The following is a 23,099-nucleotide window of genomic DNA, read 5'->3' on the forward strand; positions in this document are numbered from 1 at the left end:
GAATTGTTTGGTTCAGTTTTGAGGGATTAATTCCTTCATTAATATATGTACCTTGAAAACTAGATAAGAATGACAAGACATCAATCAAAAGGCTGAAGCGACTGATTATAGGAGCTGAAGCTAGATTATTTTTAGTAAAGCAAGGCTATTAATTTAGCACGCTTATTCATTGTAAATTAGTTAAGTGAATAAGGGCGCACGGTGGATGCCTTGGCACTAGGAGCTGATGAAGGACGGGACTAACACCGATATGCTTCGGGGAGCTGTAAGTAAGCTTTGATCCGGAGATTTCCGAATGGGGAAACCCACTGTTCGTAATGGAACAGGACTTGTGTCTGAATACATAGGGCACAAGAGGCATACCTGGGGAACTGAAACATCTCAGTACCCAGAGGAAGAGAAAGCAAATGCGATTTCCCAAGTAGCGGCGAGCGAAACGGAAACAGCCCAAACCAGAGAGCTTGCTCTCTGGGGTTGTAGGACACTCCACATGGAGTTACAAAGGAATTCTTTAGACGAATCCATCTGGAAAGATGAGCCAAAGAGGGTAACAGCCCTGTAGTCAAAAAGAGAATTCTCTCCGGAGTGTATCCTGAGTACGGCGGAACACGTGGAATTCCGTCGGAATCCGGGAGGACCATCTCCCAAGGCTAAATACTCCCTAGTGACCGATAGTGAACCAGTACCGTGAGGGAAAGGTGAAAAGTACCCCGGAAGGGGAGTGAAAGAGTACCTGAAACCGTGTGCCTACAAGTAGTCGAAGCGCATTTACGCGTGACGGCGTACCTTTTGTAGAATGGACCGGCGAGTTACGATCGTATGCAAGGTTAAGTGGAAGACACGAAGCCGCAGCGAAAGCGAGTCTAAACAGGGCGAATGAGTATGCGGTCGTAGACCCGAAACCGTGTGATCTACCCATGTCCAGGGTGAAGGTCAGGTAACACTGACAGGAGGCCCGAACCCACGTATGTTGAAAAATGCGGGGATGAGGTGTGGGTAGGGGTGAAATGCCAATCGAACACGGAGATAGCTGGTTCTCTCCGAAATAGCTTTAGGGCTAGCCTCAAAGATTTGAGTACTGGAGGTAGAGCACTGATTGGACTAGGGGCCCTCATCGGGTTACCGAATTCAGTCAAACTCCGAATGCCAGCTACTTAGACTTGGGAGTCAGACTATGGGTGATAAGGTTCATAGTCGAAAGGGAAACAGCCCAGACCACCAGCTAAGGTCCCAAAGTATACGTTAAGTGGAAAAGGATGTGGAGTTGCTTAGACAACCAGGATGTTGGCTTAGAAGCAGCCATCATTTAAAGAGTGCGTAATAGCTCACTGGTCGAGTGACTCTGCGCCGAAAATGTACCGGGGCTAAACGTATCACCGAAGCTGTGGATTGTCTTTTAGACAATGGTAGGAGAGCGTTCTAAGTGCTGTGAAGTCAGACCGTGAGGACTGGTGGAGCGCTTAGAAGTGAGAATGCCGGTATGAGTAGCGAAAAAAGAGTGAGAATCTCTTTCACCGAATGCCTAAGGTTTCCTGAGGAAGGCTCGTCCTCTCAGGGTTAGTCGGGACCTAAGCCGAGGCCGAAAGGCGTAGGCGATGGACAACAGGCAGATATTCCTGTACCACCTCGTGATCGTTATGAGTGATGGGGGGACGCAGTAGGATAAGGAATGCGCACCGATGGACGTGTGCGCCCAAGCAGTGAGAAAGTCAGATAGGCAAATCCGTCTGGCCATTTCAAGCTGTGATGGGGAGGCAACTATAGCCGAAGTTCCGGATTTCACACTGCCGAGAAAAGCCTCTAGCCAGATCACAGGTGCCCGTACCGCAAACCGACACAGGTAGGCGAGGAGAGAATCCTAAGGTGAGCGGGAGAACTCTCGTTAAGGAACTCGGCAAAATGACCCCGTAACTTAGGGAGAAGGGGTGCTCTATAGAGATAGAGCCGCAGTGAATAGGCCCAAGCGACTGTTTAGCAAAAACACAGGTCTCTGCGAAGCCGAAAGGCGAAGTATAGGGGCTGACACCTGCCCGGTGCTGGAAGGTTAAGGGGAAGAGTTAGGACCTTTGGTCCGAAGCTTAGAACCGAAGCCCCAGTAAACGGCGGCCGTAACTATAACGGTCCTAAGGTAGCGAAATTCCTTGTCGGGTAAGTTCCGACCCGCACGAAAGGTGCAACGACTTGGGCACTGTCTCAACGAGAGACCCGGTGAAATTATACTATGCGTGAAGATGCGCATTACCCGCGACAGGACGGAAAGACCCCGTGGAGCTTTACTGTAGCCTGATATTGAATGTCTGTGCAGCTTGTACAGGATAGGTGGGAGCCTCAGAAGCGTGAGCGCCAGCTTACGTGGAGGCATCCGTGGGATACCACCCTGGCTGTATGGACCTTCTAACCCAGGACCGTGATCCGGTTCGGAGACAGTGTCAGGCGGGCAGTTTGACTGGGGCGGTCGCCTCCCAAAAGGTAACGGAGGCGCCCAAAGGTTCCCTCAGAATGGTTGGAAATCATTCGCAGAGTGTAAAGGCAGAAGGGAGCTTGACTGCGAGACCTACAAGTCGAGCAGGGACGAAAGTCGGGCTTAGTGATCCGGTGGTTCCGCATGGAAGGGCCATCGCTCAACGGATAAAAGCTACCCCGGGGATAACAGGCTTATCTCCCCCAAGAGTTCACATCGACGGGGAGGTTTGGCACCTCGATGTCGGCTCATCGCATCCTGGGGCTGTAGTCGGTCCCAAGGGTTGGGCTGTTCGCCCATTAAAGCGGTACGCGAGCTGGGTTCAGAACGTCGTGAGACAGTTCGGTCCCTATCCGTCGTGGGCGCCGGAAGTTTGAGAGGAGCTGTCCTTAGTACGAGAGGACCGGGATGGACATACCGCTGGTGTACCAGTTGTTCCGCCAGGAGCATAGCTGGGTAGCTACGTATGGTAAGGATAAGTGCTGAAAGCATCTAAGCATGAAGCCCCCCTCAAGATGAGACTTCCCATCACTTCTAAGTGAGTAAGATCCCTCAGGGACTATGAGGTAGATAGGTTCGAGGTGGAAGCGTGGTGACACGTGGAGCTGACGAATACTAATCGATCGAGGACTTAACTAACTTCTTAAAGGATGTCAGTGATTACCTCTTATTTAGTTTTTAGGGTATAAAAAACCCTTGCACTTTTTGTCAAAAATGCATATAATATAACTTGTTCTTATGAATAAGTATTATCTGGTAGCGATGGCGGAGAGGTCACACCTGTTCCCATGCCGAACACAGTAGTTAAGCTCTCCAGCGCCGATGGTAGTTGGGGTTAACCCCTGCGAGAGTAGGACGCCGCCAGGTTTCATCCGGAGGATTAGCTCAGTTGGGAGAGCACCTGCCTTACAAGCAGGGGGTCACAGGTTCAAGTCCTGTATCCTCCACCATATATAATCCGGTCTAACTCAATTGGTAGAGCAAGCCGTTTATTTCATCAAAACCTACTATGTGCAGGCTTGTGAGAAGTGCAACTTAACCGAATGAACTTACAACACGACGAGCATAAAAAAAGTAGTGCACCATCTAATAATATTATCTAAAACATAATACGCCGGCCTAGCTCAATTGGTAGAGCAACTGACTTGTAATCAGTAGGTTGGGGGTTCAAGTCCTCTGGCCGGCACCATTTCTATAAAATATATGAGCCATTAGCTCAGTCGGCAGAGCATCTGACTTTTAATCAGAGGGTCGAAGGTTCGAATCCTTCATGGCTCACCATTTATGCGGGTGTGGCGGAATTGGCAGACGCGCTAGACTTAGGATCTAGTATCTTCGGATGTGGGGGTTCGACTCCCTTCACCCGCACCATTATAATATACTATAAAAACATTGTCATGCGGAAGTAGTTCAGTGGTAGAACACCACCTTGCCAAGGTGGGGGTCGCGGGTTCGAATCCCGTCTTCCGCTCCAGACTATGTGCCGGGGTGGCGGAACTGGCAGACGCACAGGACTTAAAATCCTGCGGTAGGTAACTACCGTACCGGTTCGATTCCGGTCCTCGGCACCATAAGCGCCCGTAGCTCAATTGGATAGAGCGTCTGACTACGGATCAGAAGGTTAGGGGTTCGACTCCTCTCGGGCGCGCCATTAACGGGAAGTAGCTCAGCTTGGTAGAGCACATGGTTTGGGACCATGGGGTCGCAGGTTCAAATCCTGTCTTCCCGACCATTATAAATCTATTATGGGGCCTTAGCTCAGCTGGGAGAGCGCCTGCTTTGCACGCAGGAGGTCAGCGGTTCGATCCCGCTAGGCTCCACTTTTAATTTTGGCGGTGTAGCTCAGCTGGCGAGAGCGTACGGTTCATACCCGTGAGGTCGTGGGTTCGATCCCCTCCACCGCTATACTTTAAAATAATACGGAGGTATACCCAAGTCTGGCTGAAGGGGTCGGTCTTGAAAACCGAGAGGCGGGTCAAACCGCGCGGGGGTTCGAATCCCTCTACCTCCTCCATACATAAAACTTAATAATTAGTAATATTATGGCTCGGTAGCTGGCCGTCAACATCATTGACTAAGCATCTATGTGCAGGCCTGCGAGGAATGCTGCTACACCGAAAAGGCTAGCAACATGACGAGCACAAATTCCAAAAAAGCAATGGCGAATACTAACAATTTATAAATAATATTACGGCTCGGTAGCTCAGTCGGTAGAGCAACAAGCAACACTTCTACCGAATAATCTACGAGTAACCCCGAAGCACGAATCATCTTTGAATAAACTAGCAGATGCAGGGGTCACAAACGAAAAGTGAGCTTTTTATATTAGATAATTTCATTTATAATTACGGCTCGGTAGCTCAGTCGGTAGAGCAACGGACTGAAAATCCGTGTGTCGGCGGTTCGATTCCGTCCCGAGCCACCACTTTTAAAACAATTAAGTGGAGGGATAGCGAAGTTGGCCAAACGCGGCGGACTGTAAATCCGCTCCCATCGGGTTCGTAGGTTCGAGTCCTACTCCCTCCACCATTTTATATCATAAATGCGGGTGTAGTTTAGTGGTAAAACCTCAGCCTTCCAAGCTGATGTCGAGGGTTCGATTCCCTTCACCCGCTCCATTATATATGGGCCTGTAGCTCAGCTGGTTAGAGCGCACGCCTGATAAGCGTGAGGTCGGTGGTTCGAGTCCACTCAGGCCCATTCATGTATATTTTTTTCCTTTTCAGGGTAAAATAACATAGTAGAAATCATACCATTACTTTTGCGCCCTTAGCTCAGCAGGATAGAGCAACAGCCTTCTAAGCTGTGGGTCAGAGGTTCGAATCCTCTAGGGCGCGTTTTCATCCTATTATTCCACAGTAGCTCAGTGGTAGAGCAATCGGCTGTTAACCGATCGGTCGTAGGTTCGAATCCTACCTGTGGAGCCATATATTGGGCTATAGCCAAGCGGTAAGGCATCGGGTTTTGATCCCGTGTATCCTAGGTTCGAATCCTAGTAGCCCAGCCATATATCGGGGCCTTAGCTCAGCTGGGAGAGCGCCTGCTTTGCACGCAGGAGGTCAGCGGTTCGATCCCGCTAGGCTCCATAACTGGAAAAATAACAATCAGCTAATATGTTGATTGTTATTTTTTTGTACTTTTTCCATCGCCCCATTTGTTTCCCTTTATGCTTTCATGTTTGGCTTCTATGCATCAGGAAAACCTAGCCCAAGCAACTACCCAGCCACGAGACCAACACACCTATTTTCTGGTATACTATTCCCAAGAGTACATTTACATAAAAAGGAGTAAGATAGTCATGATGGATATTGAACAAATTAAGGATATTATTCCACATCGTTATCCGTTTTTATTGGTAGATAAAGTTACGGAAATGGAAAAAGGCCAACGAGTGGTGGGCTTGAAAAATGTTACCGCCAATGAACCTTTTTTTCAAGGTCATTTTCCGGAATATGCGGTGATGCCTGGCGTGTTAATTATTGAGGCGCTTGCACAGGTTGGGGCGATTGCCGTCTTAGGAATGGAAGATAATAAAGGGAAGCTTGGATTCCTAGCTGGTGTAGATAAATGCCGATTTAAACGTCAAGTTCGTCCGGGAGATCAGCTTCGTCTAGAAGTAGAAATTACTCGGATGAAAGGACCTATAGGAAAAGGGAAAGGCATTGCGACGGTTGATGGTGAGGTTGCATGTGAAGCGGAGATAACCTTTGCTATTCAATAACCTGTTTTTCGCCTCTCCTTTACATTGAATGTTCGTTTCACTGAACAAATTTTAAATAAGTAGAATGACATCCTCCTAAATTGGACATCCTAAGTACGAAACGTAAACTAAAGGAGGATACTTTTATGAATAAAAGCTACTTATTTAAATTGGGTGCTCCGATTTTGGCATTATCTCTCGTTGCCGCGTGTGGTAACGATGAGGAACCAGACCCGGTTGAGGACGATGCACCAGTAGAAGAAGAAGCACCAATGGACGAAAATGGTCCAATGGATGATGACGGTGTAACCAATGAAGAAGAAGGAAATGGAAACAACAATGGGGAAAACGGTGTGGATCAAGAAGACCCATTAACAGGTGAGGAAGAAGCACCGTTAAACCAAGAGGATGACAACGGTAACCAAAACCCAGCCGAAGAAAACGGTGGAAATAATGGTAATGGCGATGGTATTGGTAACGGTGATGAAAACCGGGATGATGAGGAAAATAACTCATAAGATAGAAATAGGCAGAACGCTTTCTAATTAGAAGGCTGTTCTGCCTTTATATTTGTCCATTCCCTTGATTTAGGTGGAGATGAATTGCCTTTCGCCTCGTATGAACTCTAAATGAGATTGGGCCTGTGTTTGCAACATGGTCATGGATAATGCTGTCATATCCACAAAATTACCTCCATTATTCTCCCTAGCCTAGCCCATCTTCGGCCTCTCACAGAAAGTGTTCAAAAATAGTTAACCATTCCCTTCCACTTTATAGTAAAATAGTATCAGATAGTACATTTATACTATAAAACTGAATAGGGAAGAGGTAGTCAGATGAAGCATTATTACAACGTAACCAAAAAAACAAAATTAATCCGAAGAAATGAATCCGCTTACTATCGATCCGTTATTATGGAAGAAAGTGTTCATGAGCCTAAAGAAATATATTCTTATCAAAAGCCGGAAGATATTATCAATTATAATTGCAAACGGTTTGGTTCCACATTAAAAGGAAGGATAGAGGTTGTTAAGGATGTTCTGAATACCACTAGCAAAGTCCCTATTCCAATTATTCCTCATCAGGGTATCTACATCGTTCCAACTGCTTCGATAAAAAATAAGGACTGCGTATGGATTGCCTACCACCACATCAAAGACTACACACAAATTCACGACAAAACACAAGTAAGGTTTTACGATGGTACAAGTACGGTCGTTAATACAACGAAGGCCATCATGGATGGACAATATAAACGAGCAAGCCAGGTAATCGTCCATTTTAACCGTAATTTTCTTTTTGGCGAAGGACAGAATTTATGGTGAAACCGAATAATAGGTATGTAAAGAAAAAGGAGGGTAGACCTTCTTTTTTTAGTCTAAAAGTTGCTCTTCTTGATAAGGCTGATGAATGAGAAAACGCCATTGATGGAAACTAATAGTACTAAAAGTTCCGTCTTATGGAGAGGAGCAAAAAACATGAAGAAGTTTGTGAGAAGTATGATGATGGTTGTTCTCGTTTCAGGAATGGCTGGATGTGCTACACAAAAGGATACATCTACCGATACAGAGGAAGAGGAAAATCAAGTGGTTACCGTAGAAGTGGCAGAAGCCAAGGAAGACAGCTTGCGTGTCGTTCAAACTGTTTTAGGCAGAACCGCACCAAATACGGTAGCACCGATTGTCGTACAATCACCGGGTAAGGTGGATGGGTTGGAAGTGGAAAATGGTGACTCCGTAGAAGAGGGGGACCTCATCGCTAAACTATCTACCCCAACCGGTACACAAAATGTTCGCGCCATAAGAGATGGAGAAATTATTAATTTGCAAGTAAGGGAAGGAGATATGGCGAATACGGAAGAACCCATTGCGATGATTGCTGATTTAGATGAAGTGGAAATTCAATTCTCTGTAACAGCTGACAATCATTCCCTACTATCTAAGGATGATACATTACCTGTGGTGGTGGACGGAAACGAATATGAGGCAACCGTCATACAAAAGGATACATTGCCAGATGATACTGGACTATATCCGGTAGTAGCTAAAATGAAAAATCCCGATGAAGGATTATTACCGGGAAGGATTGCAGAAATACATATTCCAGAAGAAAAAATAGACGCTGCCATTATTGTACCAACTACAGCCATCGTGGAAGAAGATGGAGAAGCCTTTGTTTATGTTGTAAAAGATGATATAGCAACCAAACAAGTCGTAACCATCTTAGAGACACAATCGGAGGAAACTGCCATCGAAGGGGGAGTGGAAGAGGGTGCCCAGGTGATTGTTTCTGGTCATCTTACTTTAACAGATGGACGACAGGTAGACGTTACGGAGGGGAATAAATCTTGAAATTGATAAACACTTCCGTAAAACGTCCGGTTGGTGTCATCATGGTTGTGCTTGCCATCCTAGCACTCGGTCTTATGTCCGTCCGTAACTTGGCGGTCGATCTCTTTCCACAAATTGACTTACCAGTTGCTGTCGTGGCAACGAATTATTCAGACGCTGCACCCGAGGACATCGAAAATTTGATTTCTAGACCCATTGAATCAGCGGTGAGTACCGTGGAGGGAATAGACACCATTCAGTCCCAATCTCAATCGGGGTCATCCCTCGTGATTATGATGTTTAAAAATGGAACAAACTTGGACCAGGCCTTACTCGATGTTCGGGAAAAAATCGATCAAGTAAAAGGCATGCTTCCAGAACAAGCAGGGGACCCAAGCATATTACGATTTAGTCCAGAAGCCATGCCAGTGATGTATGTAGGGCTTACGGGAAAAGATACAGCAACATTAACGGAGCTTGCGAATGATCAAATTGTTCCATTCTTTGAAAGACAGGCAGGTGTCGCATCGGTAACCGTGGAAGGGGCGAAAACACGAGAAATCCATCTCGTCATGGACCCAGCAAAACTGCAACAATACGGTGTAACAACCCAAACGGTGATGCAAGCCATTAATGATACGAATCAATCGGCATCGGTTGGAACAGTCGATAAAGGGAACCAGGATTTACAAATGCGGGTATCGGGTGAATTTGAATCGGTGGATGATATAAGGGAAACGATTATCCAAACGCAAACGGGAGCAACGATTCATGTAGAAGACGTGGCAGAGGTAAAGGATACGTTTCAAGAATCGACATCTGCATCCTTCGTGAATGGGGAAAAATCACTGGTTCTTTCCATCATGAAACAAACGGATGCCAATACCGTGGAGGTTGCATCCACCATTCGTGATAATTTAGAGAAGTTGAATGCTGATCTTGGGGATAATGTAGGGCTAGAGATTCTTATCGATACCTCTGAATTTATTGAAATGTCCATTGATTCGGTTGTCCAAAATATTATAATCGGTGGCGCCATATCCATCTTCATCTTGCTGTTATTTTTAAAGAGTATTCGTGCAACCATTGTGATTGGATTATCGATACCAATCGCCCTCATATCGACGTTTGCCCTTATGTACTTTGCGGGTGAAACGTTAAATGTTCTAACCCTTGGTGGCTTAGCATTAGGTATCGGAATGATGGTGGATAGTTCCATTGTTATTTTGGAAAATATTTATTCTTACCGAAAACGTGGGAATAGCTTAAAGGATTCAGCTATAAATGGTGCATCAGAGCTAGCACCAGCCGTTATTGCATCCACCACAACAACATTGGTTGTCTTTTTACCCATGGTGTTTGTGGAAGGAATCGCAGCAGATTTATTTATGCCACTTGGTTTAGCTGTTGCTTTTTCATTAATCGCTTCCCTTGTTGTGGCTATTACCTTGGTTCCAATGCTTTCGTCTAAATTACTATCCAAAGCAATGGAAGAGCATGGTCGCCGTTATTGGTTTGATCGATTCTTGGATTGGCTAAAAGATAGGTACAGCAATGGATTAAAACGAGTCATTACATTCCGGAAAACGACAGTGTTTGTCGTTATAGCTGCTTTAATCGGTAGTTTGGCTTTGATTCCTACGATTGGTGCTGAATTTATTCCTGCATCAGACCAGGGTCAAGCGCAGATTTCTGTGGAAACCGAAGCCGGAACAACTTTTGCATATACCTCTACCATCGTTCAACAGGTCAATGAGATTTTAGCAGATTATGATGAAGTGATGGAAGTCAACTATGTTACGGTGAGTGGCTCTGGTGGTGGCGGCAATCCGATGATGAGAGGGAGTTCTAATGGGGCCACCTATACCTTGCAATTGATTCCAGCAAGTGAACGAGGCCGGTCCACAACGGATATTGTTCAAGAATTGGATGGAAAACTCCAAAAAATTGCTGGTGCGGAAATTACAGCAAGTTCGATGGATGCTGGTATGAGCATGGGTGACCCGATTCAAATTGCATTAACCGGTCCAGAACATGAGGTACTGCAGGAATTATCACGAGAGGTCGTCGCTGAAATTTCTACAGTGGATGGTGTGTTTAATCCAACTTCATCCGCACAAGAAGGCATTCCACAAATGGAAATTGTCATTGATGAAGAAAAAGCTGCCATGTATGGTTTGAATGAGTCTCAAATCACATCGCAAATTCAAATGCAATTTAATGGACAAACGGCTACAAGGTATCGGGAAGAAGGGCAGGAAATCGATATCATCCTCATGTATCCAGAAGAGCAGCGCTCCACCATGAGTGATATAGAGGACCTGAAAATTCAAGCACAAACAGGTGCAGTTATTCCGCTAGAAGAAGTTGCAACCTTTGAAGAAGTGCAAGGACCGGCTACCTTGACAAGGGAAAACCAGCAAGCCCAAGCGAACATAACAAGTGCAATCACGGACCGTGACCTTGCAAGTGTCGTAGCAGACGTGGAATCCAGGCTCGATAAGATGAACCTGTCAGAAGGATACAGTTATTCCATGGGCGGACAAGCAGAAGATATGGTCGAATCATTCTCACAGCTGGCATTGGCATTGGTGTTCTCCATTTTTCTAGTATATGCTGTCATGGCTATCCAGTTTGAAAACTTCCTGTTTCCGTTTATTATTATGTTCGCCATGCCAACAACCGTGATAGGCGTTCTTGGTGGATTGTTCCTTACCGATATCCCACTGAGTATTCCAGCCTTTATCGGTATCATCATGCTCGCCGGTATTGTCGTCAACAACTCGATTGTTTTAGTGGATTACATCAATATTTTGAGAGGACGCGGGATGTCAAGAAAACAAGCCGTCATCGAGGCGGGAAGAAGCAGGCTCCGACCTATCCTAATGACCACGCTAACCACCGTACTAGCGATGATTCCATTAGGCCTCGCATTAGGGGAGGGCGCCGAAATGCAACAACCGCTAGCTATTACCATTATATTTGGTTTGAGTGTATCTACACTGTTTACGTTGTTTTTTGTACCGGTTATCTATACGATGTTTGATGATATAACCATAAAGGTTACTACGAGAAGGAAGAAAAAGCCGCAGGAAGGATAGTTTTTTATACGAAAAGACCAGGCTACTCGTGGGTGAGTGGTTTGGTCCCTTTTTTAGGGGGGAGGAATGCCATTGAGCCGCCTTTGGTGTATTTCCGCAGCGGTATTAGTAATTTTCTAAAAACGTGAAAGCGAACAGTGCAAGACTGTCCGCTTCTATTACTTAATTCAAAATTTCCTTTGATAGATCTACAATATATTTTAATTTTTCCCATTGTTGTTCCTCTGTTAGCTTATTTCCATGGTGGGTAGAAGCGAAACCGCATTGTGTACTGATGCATATTTGTTCAAGAGGAACATATTGTGCAGCTTCTTCAATACGAGATTGAATGACTTCTTTATCTTCTAGCTCTCCAAACTTTGATGTAAATACACCTAGAACGACTTGTGGACCACCATTCGGAATATGCTCTAATGGCTTAAAGCTTCCGGAACGATCATCATCATATTCAAGAAAGAATCCATCTACTTTTTCTTTTGCAAATAATGTTGGGGCAACTTTGGCATAGCTTCCCTCAAATGCCCATGTAGATTGATAGTTTCCACGACATAGATGGGTGGTTACAATTAGATCCTCCGGTTTATCCTCTAATACACCATTAACAACGCGTACGGCTAAATCAATTAACTGTTCATTGGAATACTCTTCCTCATCGGTATAACGATAGTTAGATGAAGATAGTCCAGCAATATAAACATCATCCAACTGTAGGTAACGAACACCCACATCATAAAATGCTTTTAATGCATCCTGATATGCTTTAATAATATCATTGGCATACTCTTCAATGTCTGGATAGATATCTCTGTTGCGAATCGAATGTTTAAATAATTGGTTCGGACTTGGAATGGTTTGTTTCGGAACAGCACGGTCTCCAACGATTTCTTTAAATTCGATAAAGTCTTTTAGGAATGGATGGTCTGGGTTAAAGGAGATCTTTCCAACATTTCGTACATGGTATTTCTCTGTTTCCATCCCATGAAATTTGTATCCTGCTTCTGGTACAAATCCCTCTATGCCATTAAAATGTTCCAAAAAGTCCAAGTGCCACCATGTACGTCGGAATTCCCCGTCGGTTACAGCCTGTAGTCCTACTTCAATTTGTTTATCAACAATTCGCTTGATTTCTTTTGTTTCTACTTCTCGGAGTGCTTCTGCTGAAATGTTTCCTTCTTTAAAGTTCTTTCTTGCCTCATGTAAAACTTCCGGGCGTAATAAACTTCCAACGTGATCTGCTTTAAATGGAGCTTTTATTATGGTTTTTGTCATTTCCATTCCCTCTTTCTTTATTTTTTAAATTTGTATAGCCTATAAAACGATACCTCATACTTCCAATTCTTCTTTTTTCAATTTGGCAAATACCCGTTTTAAGTCCGCTATAATGTCTTCCGTCTGTTCAATCCCAACGGAAAAGCGTAATAAACGATCATCAACTCCCCGACGTGTCCGTTCTTCAACCGGTATATCAGCATGAGTCTGTGTGGCAGGATACGTAATAAAACTTTCCACCCCGCCTAGGCTTTCCGCGAACATAATCAATTGGAGGTTTTCTAAAAAGGGTTTCACCCAATCACTCTCTTTCAGTCGGAAGGAAAGCATGCCACCGATTCCAGGATATAATACATCGGTAACGGCAGGTTCCTTTTCCAAAAACTTCGCAATTTCCTTTGCATTTTCTTCATGGCGTTTCATCCGTAAGCCAAGCGTTTTTAATCCCCTAATTAATACCCAAGAATCAAAGGCGGATAATACCGCACCGGAGGCATTATGGTTTGTTGCTAGTTTTTCACAAAGTTCCTCCCCCTTAGCAACGACTAATCCCGCTAGTACATCATTGTGGCCACCGATGTATTTCGTTGCACTATGAATAACAATGTCAGCCCCTAGTTCTAGTGGTCGTTGTAAATAAGGAGTTAAAAACGTATTGTCGACGATAAGTAAGACGTTATACTTACGAGCAAGTGACACATAGGCTTCGATGTCAATTTTCTGCATTAATGGATTGGTCGGTGTCTCAATGTACAATGCCCTTGTATGATTGGTTATTAATTTCTCTGTTTCATGGACATCATCAAATGGCGAGTAAGTCGTTTTTATCTGGTAGAGGTCCGCATATTGTTTCAGTAAACGATAGGTGCCCCCATAAATATCCTCGGGAACGATCAATTCATCGCCCGTTTGGAAAAGGGAGAGAGCTAACTGAATGGCAGCCATACCAGAACTACAGGCATATCCTTCATCACCAGATTCCAACTCAGCAATACCTTCTTCTAATATCGTTCGGGTTGGGTTTTTCGTACGGGTATAATCATATCCAGTAGATTGACCAAGTCCCTGATGTTGATATGCTGTCGATAAATAAATCGGTGGATTAATGGCCCCAGTTTTTGGATCACTGCGGTTTCCTAACTGCACCAACAGAGTTTCGATGCCTTTCTTTGTCACGTTATCCATCCTTATTCGTTAATTTTGGAAAAATAAAAAGACCTTCTATAAGAAGATCCCTCATCATCCTAACGATCCTCTTATCTACTAATGGAATTAGCACCTTGATCTAAAACTAGACCGGTTGCTGAGACTTCATCGGGCCACTCCCTCCATCTCTCTGGATAAGATCCATCCTATTCAATTTTTCTAGCAGCATGAAATGAAGGTATCATTCCATAAATCATTTCCTTAAGCTTTTAATCGATCATTCAAATGATGTTCTTTTAGTGTTTTATCGTTTCCAAATAAGAAATGCTTCTCCATGTCAGGGGAGTAGTTAGAATGTACAGCTTCAATACCTATTACTTCCGCCAGTGCTCGCTTCGGTTGTGCGATATGGGATAGGGAAGCCCAACATATCCATCTACCATTTCTCGCATAAAATATCCTTCTCCAGCAATCACCTGACTCTGAACTACGCTTCATTTCTCTTTTCCTCTCAAGCTAGCTAATGCTTAAGGAATTGCTAAATGACCATGTGTAGGAATTGCGGTTTAAATCATTAGAAAAATAAAACCCCCCTTCTTGAAAATAAGAAGAGGGGTATGGCGTGTTCGCTAATAGCTCTTCTTATCTTCAAGCATATGCTTCTGGAATTGGCACAGTACTAAAAGTCCGCTGCCGAGGCTTCATAGGGCCAGTCCCTCCACCTCTCTGGATAAGAAATATTTAACTATTCAATTTACTACCAATTACCTTACAGCTGTTAGGATAAAAAGTCAAGGGTAAATGAATGAATTTTTTTAATATATGCGAGACTATTTCTTATTCTATTAAAGTTGAAGTGGGGGAGGAACCCATAAGAAAGTAAATCCTTTAATCAGTGGGGGGATTCTCTAATCCTCCAGAAACAAAGGAACAAAGGCTAAAGCCAAAACATCCGTTGCAACGCCTCTTGAGACCTACGTCTGCAGGCTCGAACGAATCAGCTTTTAGGGGAAATTTTACCACACCTCTAACAAGATTCGTTCTTCCTCCATTTTGGAGGTAGGGAAGTTCCTGGCCCTTAACCTGTAAATAAAAAGGACGGTTCGAACGCTTTCCATTCATGTGAAATGGAGCAAAAGAACCATCCTAATATACCAGCTAAGTTACTCCATTTCTTCAAATAGAGTGGAAGCTTCTTTTTTTATACTTTCAATGTGTGAGGTTATAGCATTGGAAAAGGCAGCATAATTCCGTTCCTCCATTGCATGGTATAATTTCCAATGATCTGCATGCCTTTTTTTCGTGCTTTCAAGCGAGGTTGATTGAACGATACGTGATAAGGCTACATGTGCATTTAAGGAGGAAAAAAATTCAGTTATCGTTTTGTTTCCAGCCCATTCAATGATTGTGTCATGGAATTTCATATCTGCCTTATTATATGTTTGAAAGGCAAAGGGTGTTTGTTTCAGTAGGTCATCCATTTGTTGCACAATCTGTCCCCATTTTTCCACTTTACTTGCTGGTACGGTATGAATGATCTCCTTAGCAGCCCAAAGTTCAACCATCAGCCGAGCATCTAATGCTTCCATCAATGAATTTAAATTTATTTCGGTTACGTAGGTACCTTTTCGAGGAATAATTTCGATCAGTCCATCATATTCAAGTTGATTGATTGCCTCCTTAATAGGTGAACGGCTTACACCAAACTCGTCGGATAACTTATAAATATCCAGTTTTTCTCCAGGATGATATTCTCTATTGATAATTTTTTCACGTAAAATTTCATATACTTGTTCTGCTAAAAGAAAAGATTTAATTTTGGCCATGTTCCTATACCACCTTTGCCCCATACTTCCAATCAATTCGTGAAATTTGTTCGGGTAATAGTGCCCATATTACTAATGATTATATAACCTTTTAAGAAAAAAGAAAACAATGCCTATCCCCAAATGGGAAAGGGGACGATGTTGAATTTTGTTTGGAAACCTTATTCTCATCTTATGAAAAAAGCTCATTGACTTCTATATTTATCTATTGTATTCTTTTAAATGTAACATGTGAAATGTTACATATTACATGTTACATTACAATAAAACAACCTAAAATGAAAGCGTATAAGAATACTGTTTCGATAACTGAGAAAGTACAAGGAGTGGATGAAATGAAAGCGATTCAGATACCAGAGGCAAATCGTATCGAATTATTAGATGTGGCCGAACCCAATGTGGAGCTAGAAGATGAAGTGAAGATAAAAATAAAAAGGGTGGGAATTTGCGGATCTGACATGCATATTTACCATGGAACAAACCCACTTGCCACGTATCCAAGAATCGTAGGACATGAAGTGGCTGGAGAAATAGTAAAGGTTGGTTCAAATGTAAGTAAGGTAGCTGTTGGGGATCATGTGGTTATTGAGCCAATAAGCTATTGTGGTGAATGCTACGCATGTAAAAGCGGACGCCCGAACGTTTGTGAAAAGGTTTCCGTATTTGGTGTACATGAAGATGGTGGCATGAGAGAATTCGTTGTCATTCCAGAAGGACAGGTGCATAAAGTAGATGCAGAGATTGCATGGGATGAAGCGGTGATGGCTGAGCCATACACAATTGGTGCCCAGGCAACCTGGAGAGGAAATGTACAGGAAGGACAAACGGTATGTATCCAAGGTGCGGGTCCGATTGGGATTACCGTTTTAAAAATGGCAAAATTACGCGGCGCAACAACCATTATTTCTGACCTTACAAACGAGAGATTGGAATTTGCAAAAGAAAACGGTGCAGATTATACCATCAATCCAACGGAAGAAGACTTCAAGGAAAGAATCCATGACATCACTGCTGGAGAAGGCGCCAATGTCGTGATTGATGCGGTTGGTATGCCAAGCACCTTTGAATTAAGTGTTGAGGTTGCTTCTCAAGCGGGGAATGTGGTGACATTAGGATTTAATGCAACCCCATCATCGATTGCATTGATGCCGATTACAAAGAAGGAATTAACGATTACCGGATCAAGACTGCAAACCAATCAATTTGGTAAAGTAGTAGAGCTCATCAATACGAAACAATTAACACATAATGGGCTAGTTACGCATCGATACCATATTGACCAAGCAAAAGAAGCATTCCAGTTTATAGAAGAAAACCCGGATAAAGTAAGAAAACTAGTTATCGAGTTTGCGTAAGTTTTCAATAGAAAAAATATAGAATAATATTTCATCATAGAAAATAGGGGAGAGAAAGTTATGCCATTAATTATTACTGCATTAGGTATTTTACTTCTACTCATTATGATTATGAAGTTTAAAATGAATACGATGATTACATTAGTTGTTGTTTCATTCCTACTTGGTCTTGCATTAGGCATGCCAGTGACGGAGATTATGGGATCAATTGAAGCTGGTCTCGGAAGTACGATTGCCAGCACAGGTTTGATTTTTGGATTTGGTGCAATTCTTGGTAAATTAATCGCGGATGCCGGTGGGGCACAGCGAATCGCCATGACGTTAATTGATAAATTTGGTGAGAAAAGAGTTCAGTGGGCTGTTATTCTTACTTCATTTATTCTAGGTATTGCATTATTCTTTGAAGTTGGTCTTGTATTATTAATTCCAATTGTTTATCAGATTGCCAAACAAACGAAAATTTCATTCCTATGGCTTGGACTTCCGATGGCGACTGCATTGTCTACCACCCATGCATTTTTACCGCCACATCCAGGTCCTACGGTAATTGCTGATCAGTATGGTGCAAATATAGGAATGGTATTGCTATACGGTATTATTATCGCGATTCCAACCATTCTTATCGCAGGTCCATTATTTACCGTAGTTGCAAGAAAATTTGTCCCTTCAGCCTTTGAAAGAGCTGGGGAAGGTAGTATTGCAAAATTAGGGGATGCCAAGCAATTTAAATTAGAAGATACTCCAGGATTTGGAGTTAGTGCATTCACTGCTTTATTCCCAGTTATTTTAATGGGTCTTTCTACGATTGTTACGTTAGTGAAGGATACAGTTGGTTTAGAGAACAATTTATTTTTTGATATTATTGCTACGTTAGGAACTCCTTCGATGGTAATGCTGCTCTCTGTATTGCTTTCCATTTACACAATGGGTATTGCTCGAAAGATTCCGATGACGGATCTTATGGAATCAGCAGAGAATTCGGTTAAAGCAATTGGTATGCTACTATTGATTCTTGGTGTGAGTGGTTCCTTAAAAGAAGTATTGATGGACGGTGGAGTTGGTGATTATGTTGCACAAATTTTCGAAGGCAGTACGATTTCGCCCATATTCCTTGCATGGTTAATCGCTGCTATCATCAGGTTGGCACAGGGTTCTGCAACCGTATCTGCCCTAACCACTGCTGGACTTGTACTTCCAATGTTGGCCGGTTCCGATGTTAACTTAGCTTTAGTGGTATTAGCAACTGGAGCGGGTAGTATTATCGCTTCACATGTAAACGATACCGGTTTCTGGATTGTTAAAGAATCATTCGGTTTATCCATGAAGGAAACATTTGGAACATGGACGGTACTAGAAACACTTATCTCCGTTTGTGGACTAGTATTCGTGTTACTGCTTAGTCTCTTTGTTTAAAATGATAGGATGAATAGGTGTAAAAACACTAGAAGGGCTTCACGATGAAGCGGCCCGTCTAGTGTTTTTTTGTTTTCATGGGTACGGTTTTTGTGGAGAACATGGTATTGAAACGTCATGTTACCGGGATAGGGGCGGTTCTAGTCGCAATTTTCGTCATGGGTAGCTGTTGAGATGGTACGATGAAATGCGGAGAATGGATGGGGGAAGATTGGAGGAGAAGCGAATCAGGTGAAATAGAAGGAGGAGTCATAAGGGGAGCTGAAGGAATAAATTCGGATGGACCTCCCATAAAAGCAGAGGAAAGTCCATCAATGAAGCGTAAAACCCGATAAGCAAAGATCGGGTTTTCATAAACTGTATAGTTAGATGTTGCGCCAAGAGAAATTGCTGCACGACGCACTGTACTCATGCACGGAAAGTTCTGTCCCCAACGCACCACTTCCGTCCGCGAATCAGGCCTGTATAAACGTACGTAAAAATTCATGGAGCTCCTTTAGGTCTGGGCGTTGTTCGGGTTCATGTTGCAGACAGCGGTTAATGTGATTGGCTAAAGATTCATCCATTTCCCGATAGGTCTGTACAGGTTCTGCTGGTCTTTCGAGTTGTTCATACCTTCCATCTTCCAAGGATTGAAATGGGCGCTTGCCAGTTGCTGCAAAAAAGAGTACTGCACCAATCCCCCATACATCCGCAGCCGTTGTCAAAACATCCCCCCTTGCTTGTTCGGGAGCCATATACTGTTTGGTTCCCATTCCTTTTCTTACTTCCCCTGGTGACGCAGCCAAATTAAGGTCAATGACCTTGGCAAGAGGTGGCTGGGAAATAATATTGGAAGGTTTGATGTCGAGATGTAAAATATTATGGAGATGAAGATAATGGACTACTGAACAAAGCTGCATGCCAAGGTGTGCCACTTGCTTGGTCGGCAGTACTTCATTTTGGCTAGTAAGGCTTCGAATCAGATGGGAGAGGGTTTCCCCTGTCAACGTCTCCTGTATGAAAACGGGGGTTGGACTCTCTACGACTTCGTAAGCCCGAACCAGATTGGGATGAGAAAGTGTCTTTAAATATTCCCCTTCCTTTATCATTCGCTTTCGCATGACCTCATTTTCCTGTGTTTCTGGCTGTAAGGTTTTCGCAATACATCCCGTTAGCCTTTCCTCACTCCAGACATAATAAACGTCACAGTCCTTCCCGCGTCTCATATGATGGATGACTGTAAACCCGGGAATGAGGGATTCTCCTTTTTGAAGGGGTTCGGTATGGGCCGCACTCATTTTAGTGATTGTCATTATTTCACCATCTCCTCTTTTGTTATGAAATTTCCCTTATCCACAACTTTTGGATTTGGGACGGTAGTTAGATGTTTCTTTTCCCCTTGCTGTACCTTAAACAGTTCAGCATATTTTGCCCCTTGCATAAGCAATTCTTCATGTGTACCACTTTCTATAACCTCCCCGTCTTCAAGAAACAGGATTCGATCGGCTTTCGCAGCACTTTTTAAGTCATGGGTAATAATCAATGTCGCCTTATCTTCCATTAAGGTTTTTAATGGATTTATTATTTGCCTTTCCGAGCGCGCATCAAGACCTACTGTTGGTTCATCGAGAATGAGAATGGACGCATTTCGTATCATGGCTCGTGCAATCGCTATTCGTTGTCTTTGCCCTCCGGATAAATTCCTCCCTTTTTGTCCTACTGGTGTATCATAACCATCTTCCATTTCTTGAATAAATCCATGGGCATCAGCAAATTTAGCAGCCCTTACGATTTCTTCATCGGTCGCACCTGGCTTCCCATATGCGATATTTTCCCGAATCGTTCCGTCAAAAATTAAGGATTCCTGAAAAAGCACGGCTACATTCTTGCGTAATGAATCCAGTGTTAATCCTTTAATCATATTTCCATCAAGCAGAATCCTCCCAGAAGTTGGGTCATAGAAGCGCATGAGCAGTTTTACAATGGTAGATTTTCCAGCACCACTTGCACCAATTAGTGCCACGGATTCACCAGGCCCAACGGAAAAGGAAACATTCGAAAGTATTTTTTTCAATTTCCCTGGATAGGAAAAAGAGACATTCTCAAATTCGACACGACCCGAGGTTTGATGCAGTTCATAGGGTTCTTCTTTGACCATCGGCTTTTCCTTCATAAATTCAATCACCCTCTCCGCACTTGCTGAAGCGGAATAGATGGTGTTTAACAACTTACTCAATTTACGGACAGGACTATATAGTTTGCTGAGAAGTAAGATAAAAGCAACAAGAGTACCTACCGTAATTTCATGATGGATAAGCAGCCAAGTTCCAGCGACCATAACAACTAAGGTTCCTGCCACTTCGATTAGACTGACGACTGGAGAAAAGGCTGCTTTCAACCGAACTTTTAACATTTTAGCCTTAAAGCTCCGCTGATTTTGCAGGTCAAACCGCTCACTTTCTGCATCCTGCTGATTATATGCCTGCATTAATGCTATATTCGAAAAGCTTTCCTCCGATATGGCAGTAATGGCTCCCTCTCTGCGGGTGCGCTCCCGAGATGCCATTTTAATACGACGTGAAAAAAATCGGGTCACGGTATAAAATAGCGGAACAACGATTAAGGAGACTAAAGCCAATTTCCATTGCATGAAAAAAAGCATACCAATAAAGACAATGAGTTGAAAGAGATAGGAAACAGCTGAGGTTACTCCCGTAATCATCAATCGCTCGATAGAAGCAATATCACTAGTGATTCGCGATATAATATCTCCCAATTTACGCCCCTCAAAAAAAGATAGGGACAGACGCTGTAAATGTTCATAAAGGCTTTTTCTTAATTGAAGAACAAAATTTTCCCCTACCCAATTGGAAAGATAGGTTCCACCGAAATAAAGCGATCCCCGCAAAAGGGTGAGTCCTAGATGGGAGAGAATAAGCCAATAAAGGGGACTAAAATCCTCGGCAATTAAAACACGATCAATGAAAACCTGCATCAGCCAAACAGTCGCTGACTGAACCATAGGTTGGAGAGCCATTAGTATGAAACTTAAAATAATCCAAAAGCGGTAGGACTTGACATAGGGCCAAAACGTACGAAAAATCTCTCTTACTGGCACTGGTGGGGACTGGGAAATAAGGTTATCCCCCGTATCTTTTATATTCCATAAGTCTTTAAATTTTTGAAAAGATACGCGTTTCTTTTCTTTTACACGTTGTTTTCGATTTTCCATTCCTCTCACTCCTGAATGAAGACACGGCCCCTATTTCATTAGGAGCCGCTCATCAAGTCTTTTGCATCCTGTCATTAAGAATCGCTATCACTGTAGCTATTGCTTTCACTCTCTTGGCTGAAGCTGTAGCTCACACTAGAATCCTCCGTAGAAACAGCCGGTGACACGTTATCGAAGTAAGTCATGGTTTCATCCTCCTTTCAAATGGAAGTAACAGATTTTAATAGATATTAAGAATCGCTATCACTGTAGCTATTGCTTTCACTCTCATAGCTGAAGCTGTAGCTCACACTAGAATCCTCCGTAGAAACAGCCGGTGACACGTTATCGAAGTAAGTCATGGTTTCATCCTCCTTTCAAAAGGAAGTAACAGATCTTAATAGATATTAAGAATCACTATTACTGTAGCTATTGCTTTCACTCTCATAGCTGAAGCTGTAGCTCACACTAGAATCTTCTGTAGAAATAGCAGGTGACACGTTATCAAAGTAAGTCATGGTTTCATCCTCCTTTCAAATAGAAGTAACAGATTTTAATAGATTTTAAGAATCGCTATCACTGTAGCTATTGCTTTCACTCTCATAGCTGAAGCTGTAGCTCACACTAGAGTCTTCTGTAGAAATAGCAGGTGACACGTTATCGAAGTAAGTCATGATTTCATCCTCCTTTCAAAGGTTAAGTAATGAATGTTAATAGATATTAAGAATCGCTATCACTATAGCTATTGCTTTCACTTTCTTGGCTGAAGCTGTAGCTCACACTAGAGTCTTCTGTAGAAACAGCCGGTGACACGTTATCGAAGTAAGTCATGATTTCATCCTCCTTTCAAAGGTGAGTAACGGATTTAAGTAGATTTTAAGAATTACTGTTCCAGTAGCCCCATGGTGTTAAATTACACTGGAGGCCTTTGCGGTAACAGCTGGTGTTGCAACATCGAAATAAGTTATATTGGTTACCCTTTCGACTTGCTTATAGTATCGCATGGAAATATTAGGAAACTATGAGCCGAACCTTAGAATCTCGTGAGAATAAAATGAGGAATTCATGAGATTTGTTGCCATTAAATGACAATTGTAAAGACAGTGTAAATTGGCGTGTATCACGACTGGAAATTCATTGTATTCTGTGAAGGGAGGGGGATGGCACTGATAAATCGGGTGGAGAGCTGATAAAAAAGAGGGAGAGCTGATAAATGATGAGGAGCGCCGATAAACAAGTGGGAGTGCCGATAAATCAATGGGACCGCCGATAAACAAGTGGGAGTGCCGATAAATCAATGGGAAC

At 43.2% G+C, this 23,099-nt stretch carries 14 protein-coding genes, 19 tRNA genes, 2 rRNA genes and 2 riboswitches; of the genes, 28 read left to right on the top strand and 7 right to left on the bottom strand.

Going from position 1 to position 23,099, the window contains the following annotated elements:
• Positions 1-178: 178 nt before the first annotated feature.
• The 26 genes from CAO17_RS18920 (at position 179) to CAO17_RS19045 (ending at position 11,592) form a co-directional block, all read left to right on the top strand.
• Positions 179-3,100: ribosomal RNA gene (locus CAO17_RS18920) — 23S ribosomal RNA — on the top strand.
• Positions 3,101-3,213: 113 nt separating this feature from the next.
• Positions 3,214-3,328, top strand: a 5S ribosomal RNA gene (gene rrf, locus CAO17_RS18925).
• A 7-nt stretch (positions 3,329-3,335) separates the two neighbouring features.
• Positions 3,336-3,411, top strand: a tRNA-Val gene (locus CAO17_RS18930).
• 163 nt (positions 3,412-3,574) lie between these two features.
• A tRNA-Thr gene (locus tag CAO17_RS18935) sits at positions 3,575-3,650 on the top strand.
• Positions 3,651-3,666: 16 nt separating this feature from the next.
• Positions 3,667-3,742 (top strand) — tRNA-Lys (locus CAO17_RS18940).
• Positions 3,743-3,747: 5 nt separating this feature from the next.
• A tRNA-Leu gene (locus tag CAO17_RS18945) sits at positions 3,748-3,832 on the top strand.
• A 28-nt stretch (positions 3,833-3,860) separates the two neighbouring features.
• Positions 3,861-3,935 (top strand) — tRNA-Gly (locus tag CAO17_RS18950).
• A gap of 8 nt (positions 3,936-3,943) precedes the next feature.
• A tRNA-Leu gene (locus CAO17_RS18955) sits at positions 3,944-4,032 on the top strand.
• A gap of 3 nt (positions 4,033-4,035) precedes the next feature.
• Positions 4,036-4,112: transfer RNA gene (locus CAO17_RS18960), tRNA-Arg, on the top strand.
• A gap of 4 nt (positions 4,113-4,116) precedes the next feature.
• Positions 4,117-4,193, top strand: a tRNA-Pro gene (locus tag CAO17_RS18965).
• A 15-nt stretch (positions 4,194-4,208) separates the two neighbouring features.
• Positions 4,209-4,281: transfer RNA gene (locus CAO17_RS18970), tRNA-Ala, on the top strand.
• A gap of 11 nt (positions 4,282-4,292) precedes the next feature.
• Positions 4,293-4,366, top strand: a tRNA-Met gene (locus CAO17_RS18975).
• A gap of 16 nt (positions 4,367-4,382) precedes the next feature.
• Positions 4,383-4,475, top strand: a tRNA-Ser gene (locus CAO17_RS18980).
• Positions 4,476-4,810: 335 nt separating this feature from the next.
• A tRNA-Phe gene (locus CAO17_RS18985) sits at positions 4,811-4,886 on the top strand.
• A gap of 18 nt (positions 4,887-4,904) precedes the next feature.
• Positions 4,905-4,990: transfer RNA gene (locus tag CAO17_RS18990), tRNA-Tyr, on the top strand.
• Positions 4,991-5,005: 15 nt separating this feature from the next.
• A tRNA-Gly gene (locus CAO17_RS18995) sits at positions 5,006-5,079 on the top strand.
• A gap of 8 nt (positions 5,080-5,087) precedes the next feature.
• A tRNA-Ile gene (locus CAO17_RS19000) sits at positions 5,088-5,161 on the top strand.
• A gap of 63 nt (positions 5,162-5,224) precedes the next feature.
• A tRNA-Arg gene (locus CAO17_RS19005) sits at positions 5,225-5,298 on the top strand.
• A 15-nt stretch (positions 5,299-5,313) separates the two neighbouring features.
• Positions 5,314-5,388, top strand: a tRNA-Asn gene (locus CAO17_RS19010).
• A 5-nt stretch (positions 5,389-5,393) separates the two neighbouring features.
• Positions 5,394-5,468, top strand: a tRNA-Gln gene (locus tag CAO17_RS19015).
• A gap of 6 nt (positions 5,469-5,474) precedes the next feature.
• Positions 5,475-5,547 (top strand) — tRNA-Ala (locus tag CAO17_RS19020).
• A 212-nt stretch (positions 5,548-5,759) separates the two neighbouring features.
• A complete protein-coding gene (gene fabZ, locus CAO17_RS19025) occupies positions 5,760-6,182 on the top strand; it encodes a 3-hydroxyacyl-ACP dehydratase FabZ (protein WP_085994069.1) in 423 nt (140 codons plus the stop codon).
• 125 nt (positions 6,183-6,307) lie between these two features.
• Positions 6,308-6,679 carry a hypothetical protein gene (locus tag CAO17_RS19030; protein WP_085994070.1) on the top strand — a complete coding sequence of 124 codons (372 nt, stop codon included), beginning with the start codon at positions 6,308-6,310 and terminating at the stop codon, positions 6,677-6,679.
• A 318-nt stretch (positions 6,680-6,997) separates the two neighbouring features.
• On the top strand, positions 6,998-7,486 hold the full coding sequence (locus tag CAO17_RS19035; RefSeq protein ID WP_085994071.1) for a competence protein ComK: 489 nt from the start codon (positions 6,998-7,000) through the stop codon (positions 7,484-7,486).
• A gap of 153 nt (positions 7,487-7,639) precedes the next feature.
• Entirely contained in the window at positions 7,640-8,512 is an 873-nt protein-coding gene (locus CAO17_RS19040) for an efflux RND transporter periplasmic adaptor subunit (protein WP_179151988.1), read from the top strand.
• A complete protein-coding gene (locus tag CAO17_RS19045) occupies positions 8,509-11,592 on the top strand; it encodes an efflux RND transporter permease subunit (RefSeq protein WP_085994073.1) in 3,084 nt (1,027 codons plus the stop codon). The genes CAO17_RS19040 and CAO17_RS19045 overlap by 4 nt, the downstream gene beginning before the upstream one ends.
• A 162-nt stretch (positions 11,593-11,754) precedes the next feature.
• Here the strand turns inward: CAO17_RS19045 and CAO17_RS19050 are convergent, their stop codons facing one another.
• The 4 genes from CAO17_RS19050 to CAO17_RS19065 all read right to left on the bottom strand — a co-directional run bounded on the left by CAO17_RS19050 (position 11,755) and on the right by CAO17_RS19065 (position 15,833).
• Positions 11,755-12,861 carry a 5-methyltetrahydropteroyltriglutamate--homocysteine S-methyltransferase gene (locus tag CAO17_RS19050; RefSeq protein ID WP_085994074.1) on the bottom strand — a complete coding sequence of 369 codons (1,107 nt, stop codon included), beginning with the start codon at positions 12,859-12,861 and terminating at the stop codon, positions 11,755-11,757.
• A gap of 54 nt (positions 12,862-12,915) precedes the next feature.
• Positions 12,916-14,046 carry a methionine biosynthesis PLP-dependent protein gene (locus CAO17_RS19055; protein ID WP_179151989.1) on the bottom strand — a complete coding sequence of 377 codons (1,131 nt, stop codon included), beginning with the start codon at positions 14,044-14,046 and terminating at the stop codon, positions 12,916-12,918.
• Positions 14,047-14,114: 68 nt separating this feature from the next.
• Positions 14,115-14,208, bottom strand: a riboswitch (SAM riboswitch).
• A gap of 60 nt (positions 14,209-14,268) precedes the next feature.
• On the bottom strand, positions 14,269-14,505 hold the full coding sequence (locus CAO17_RS22155) for a hypothetical protein (RefSeq protein ID WP_085994076.1): 237 nt from the start codon (positions 14,503-14,505) through the stop codon (positions 14,269-14,271).
• Between the two features lie 141 nt (positions 14,506-14,646).
• A riboswitch (SAM riboswitch) is annotated at positions 14,647-14,744 on the bottom strand.
• A gap of 426 nt (positions 14,745-15,170) precedes the next feature.
• Positions 15,171-15,833, bottom strand: a complete 663-nt coding sequence (locus CAO17_RS19065) for a GntR family transcriptional regulator (RefSeq protein ID WP_085994077.1) — start codon at positions 15,831-15,833, stop codon at positions 15,171-15,173.
• Positions 15,834-16,168: 335 nt separating this feature from the next.
• Between CAO17_RS19065 and CAO17_RS19070 the strand changes: the two genes are divergently transcribed.
• A complete protein-coding gene (locus CAO17_RS19070) occupies positions 16,169-17,188 on the top strand; it encodes a zinc-binding alcohol dehydrogenase family protein (RefSeq protein ID WP_085994078.1) in 1,020 nt (339 codons plus the stop codon).
• A 60-nt stretch (positions 17,189-17,248) separates the two neighbouring features.
• A complete protein-coding gene (locus CAO17_RS19075) occupies positions 17,249-18,601 on the top strand; it encodes a gluconate:H+ symporter (RefSeq protein WP_085994079.1) in 1,353 nt (450 codons plus the stop codon).
• A 115-nt stretch (positions 18,602-18,716) separates the two neighbouring features.
• On the opposite strand, the gene CAO17_RS21480 is transcribed toward CAO17_RS19075, so the two are convergent.
• The 3 genes from CAO17_RS21480 to CAO17_RS19085 are packed head-to-tail and all read right to left on the bottom strand — an operon-like array spanning position 18,717 to position 21,815.
• Positions 18,717-19,013 (bottom strand): hypothetical protein, encoded by a 297-nt coding sequence (locus tag CAO17_RS21480; protein WP_218775577.1) that lies wholly within the window; start codon positions 19,011-19,013, stop codon positions 18,717-18,719.
• 43 nt (positions 19,014-19,056) lie between these two features.
• On the bottom strand, positions 19,057-19,896 hold the full coding sequence (locus tag CAO17_RS19080; RefSeq protein ID WP_218775578.1) for a serine/threonine-protein kinase: 840 nt from the start codon (positions 19,894-19,896) through the stop codon (positions 19,057-19,059).
• The gene (locus CAO17_RS19085) at positions 19,896-21,815 is read right to left on the bottom strand and encodes an ABC transporter ATP-binding protein (protein WP_085994080.1); all 1,920 of its coding nucleotides are present in this window, start codon (positions 21,813-21,815) and stop codon (positions 19,896-19,898) included. The genes CAO17_RS19080 and CAO17_RS19085 overlap by 1 nt, the downstream gene beginning before the upstream one ends.
• Positions 21,816-23,099: the final 1,284 nt, after the last annotated feature.

It is taken from the genome of Oceanobacillus senegalensis (assembly GCF_900176885.1).
Lineage (GTDB): Bacteria > Bacillota > Bacilli > Bacillales > Amphibacillaceae > Oceanobacillus > Oceanobacillus senegalensis.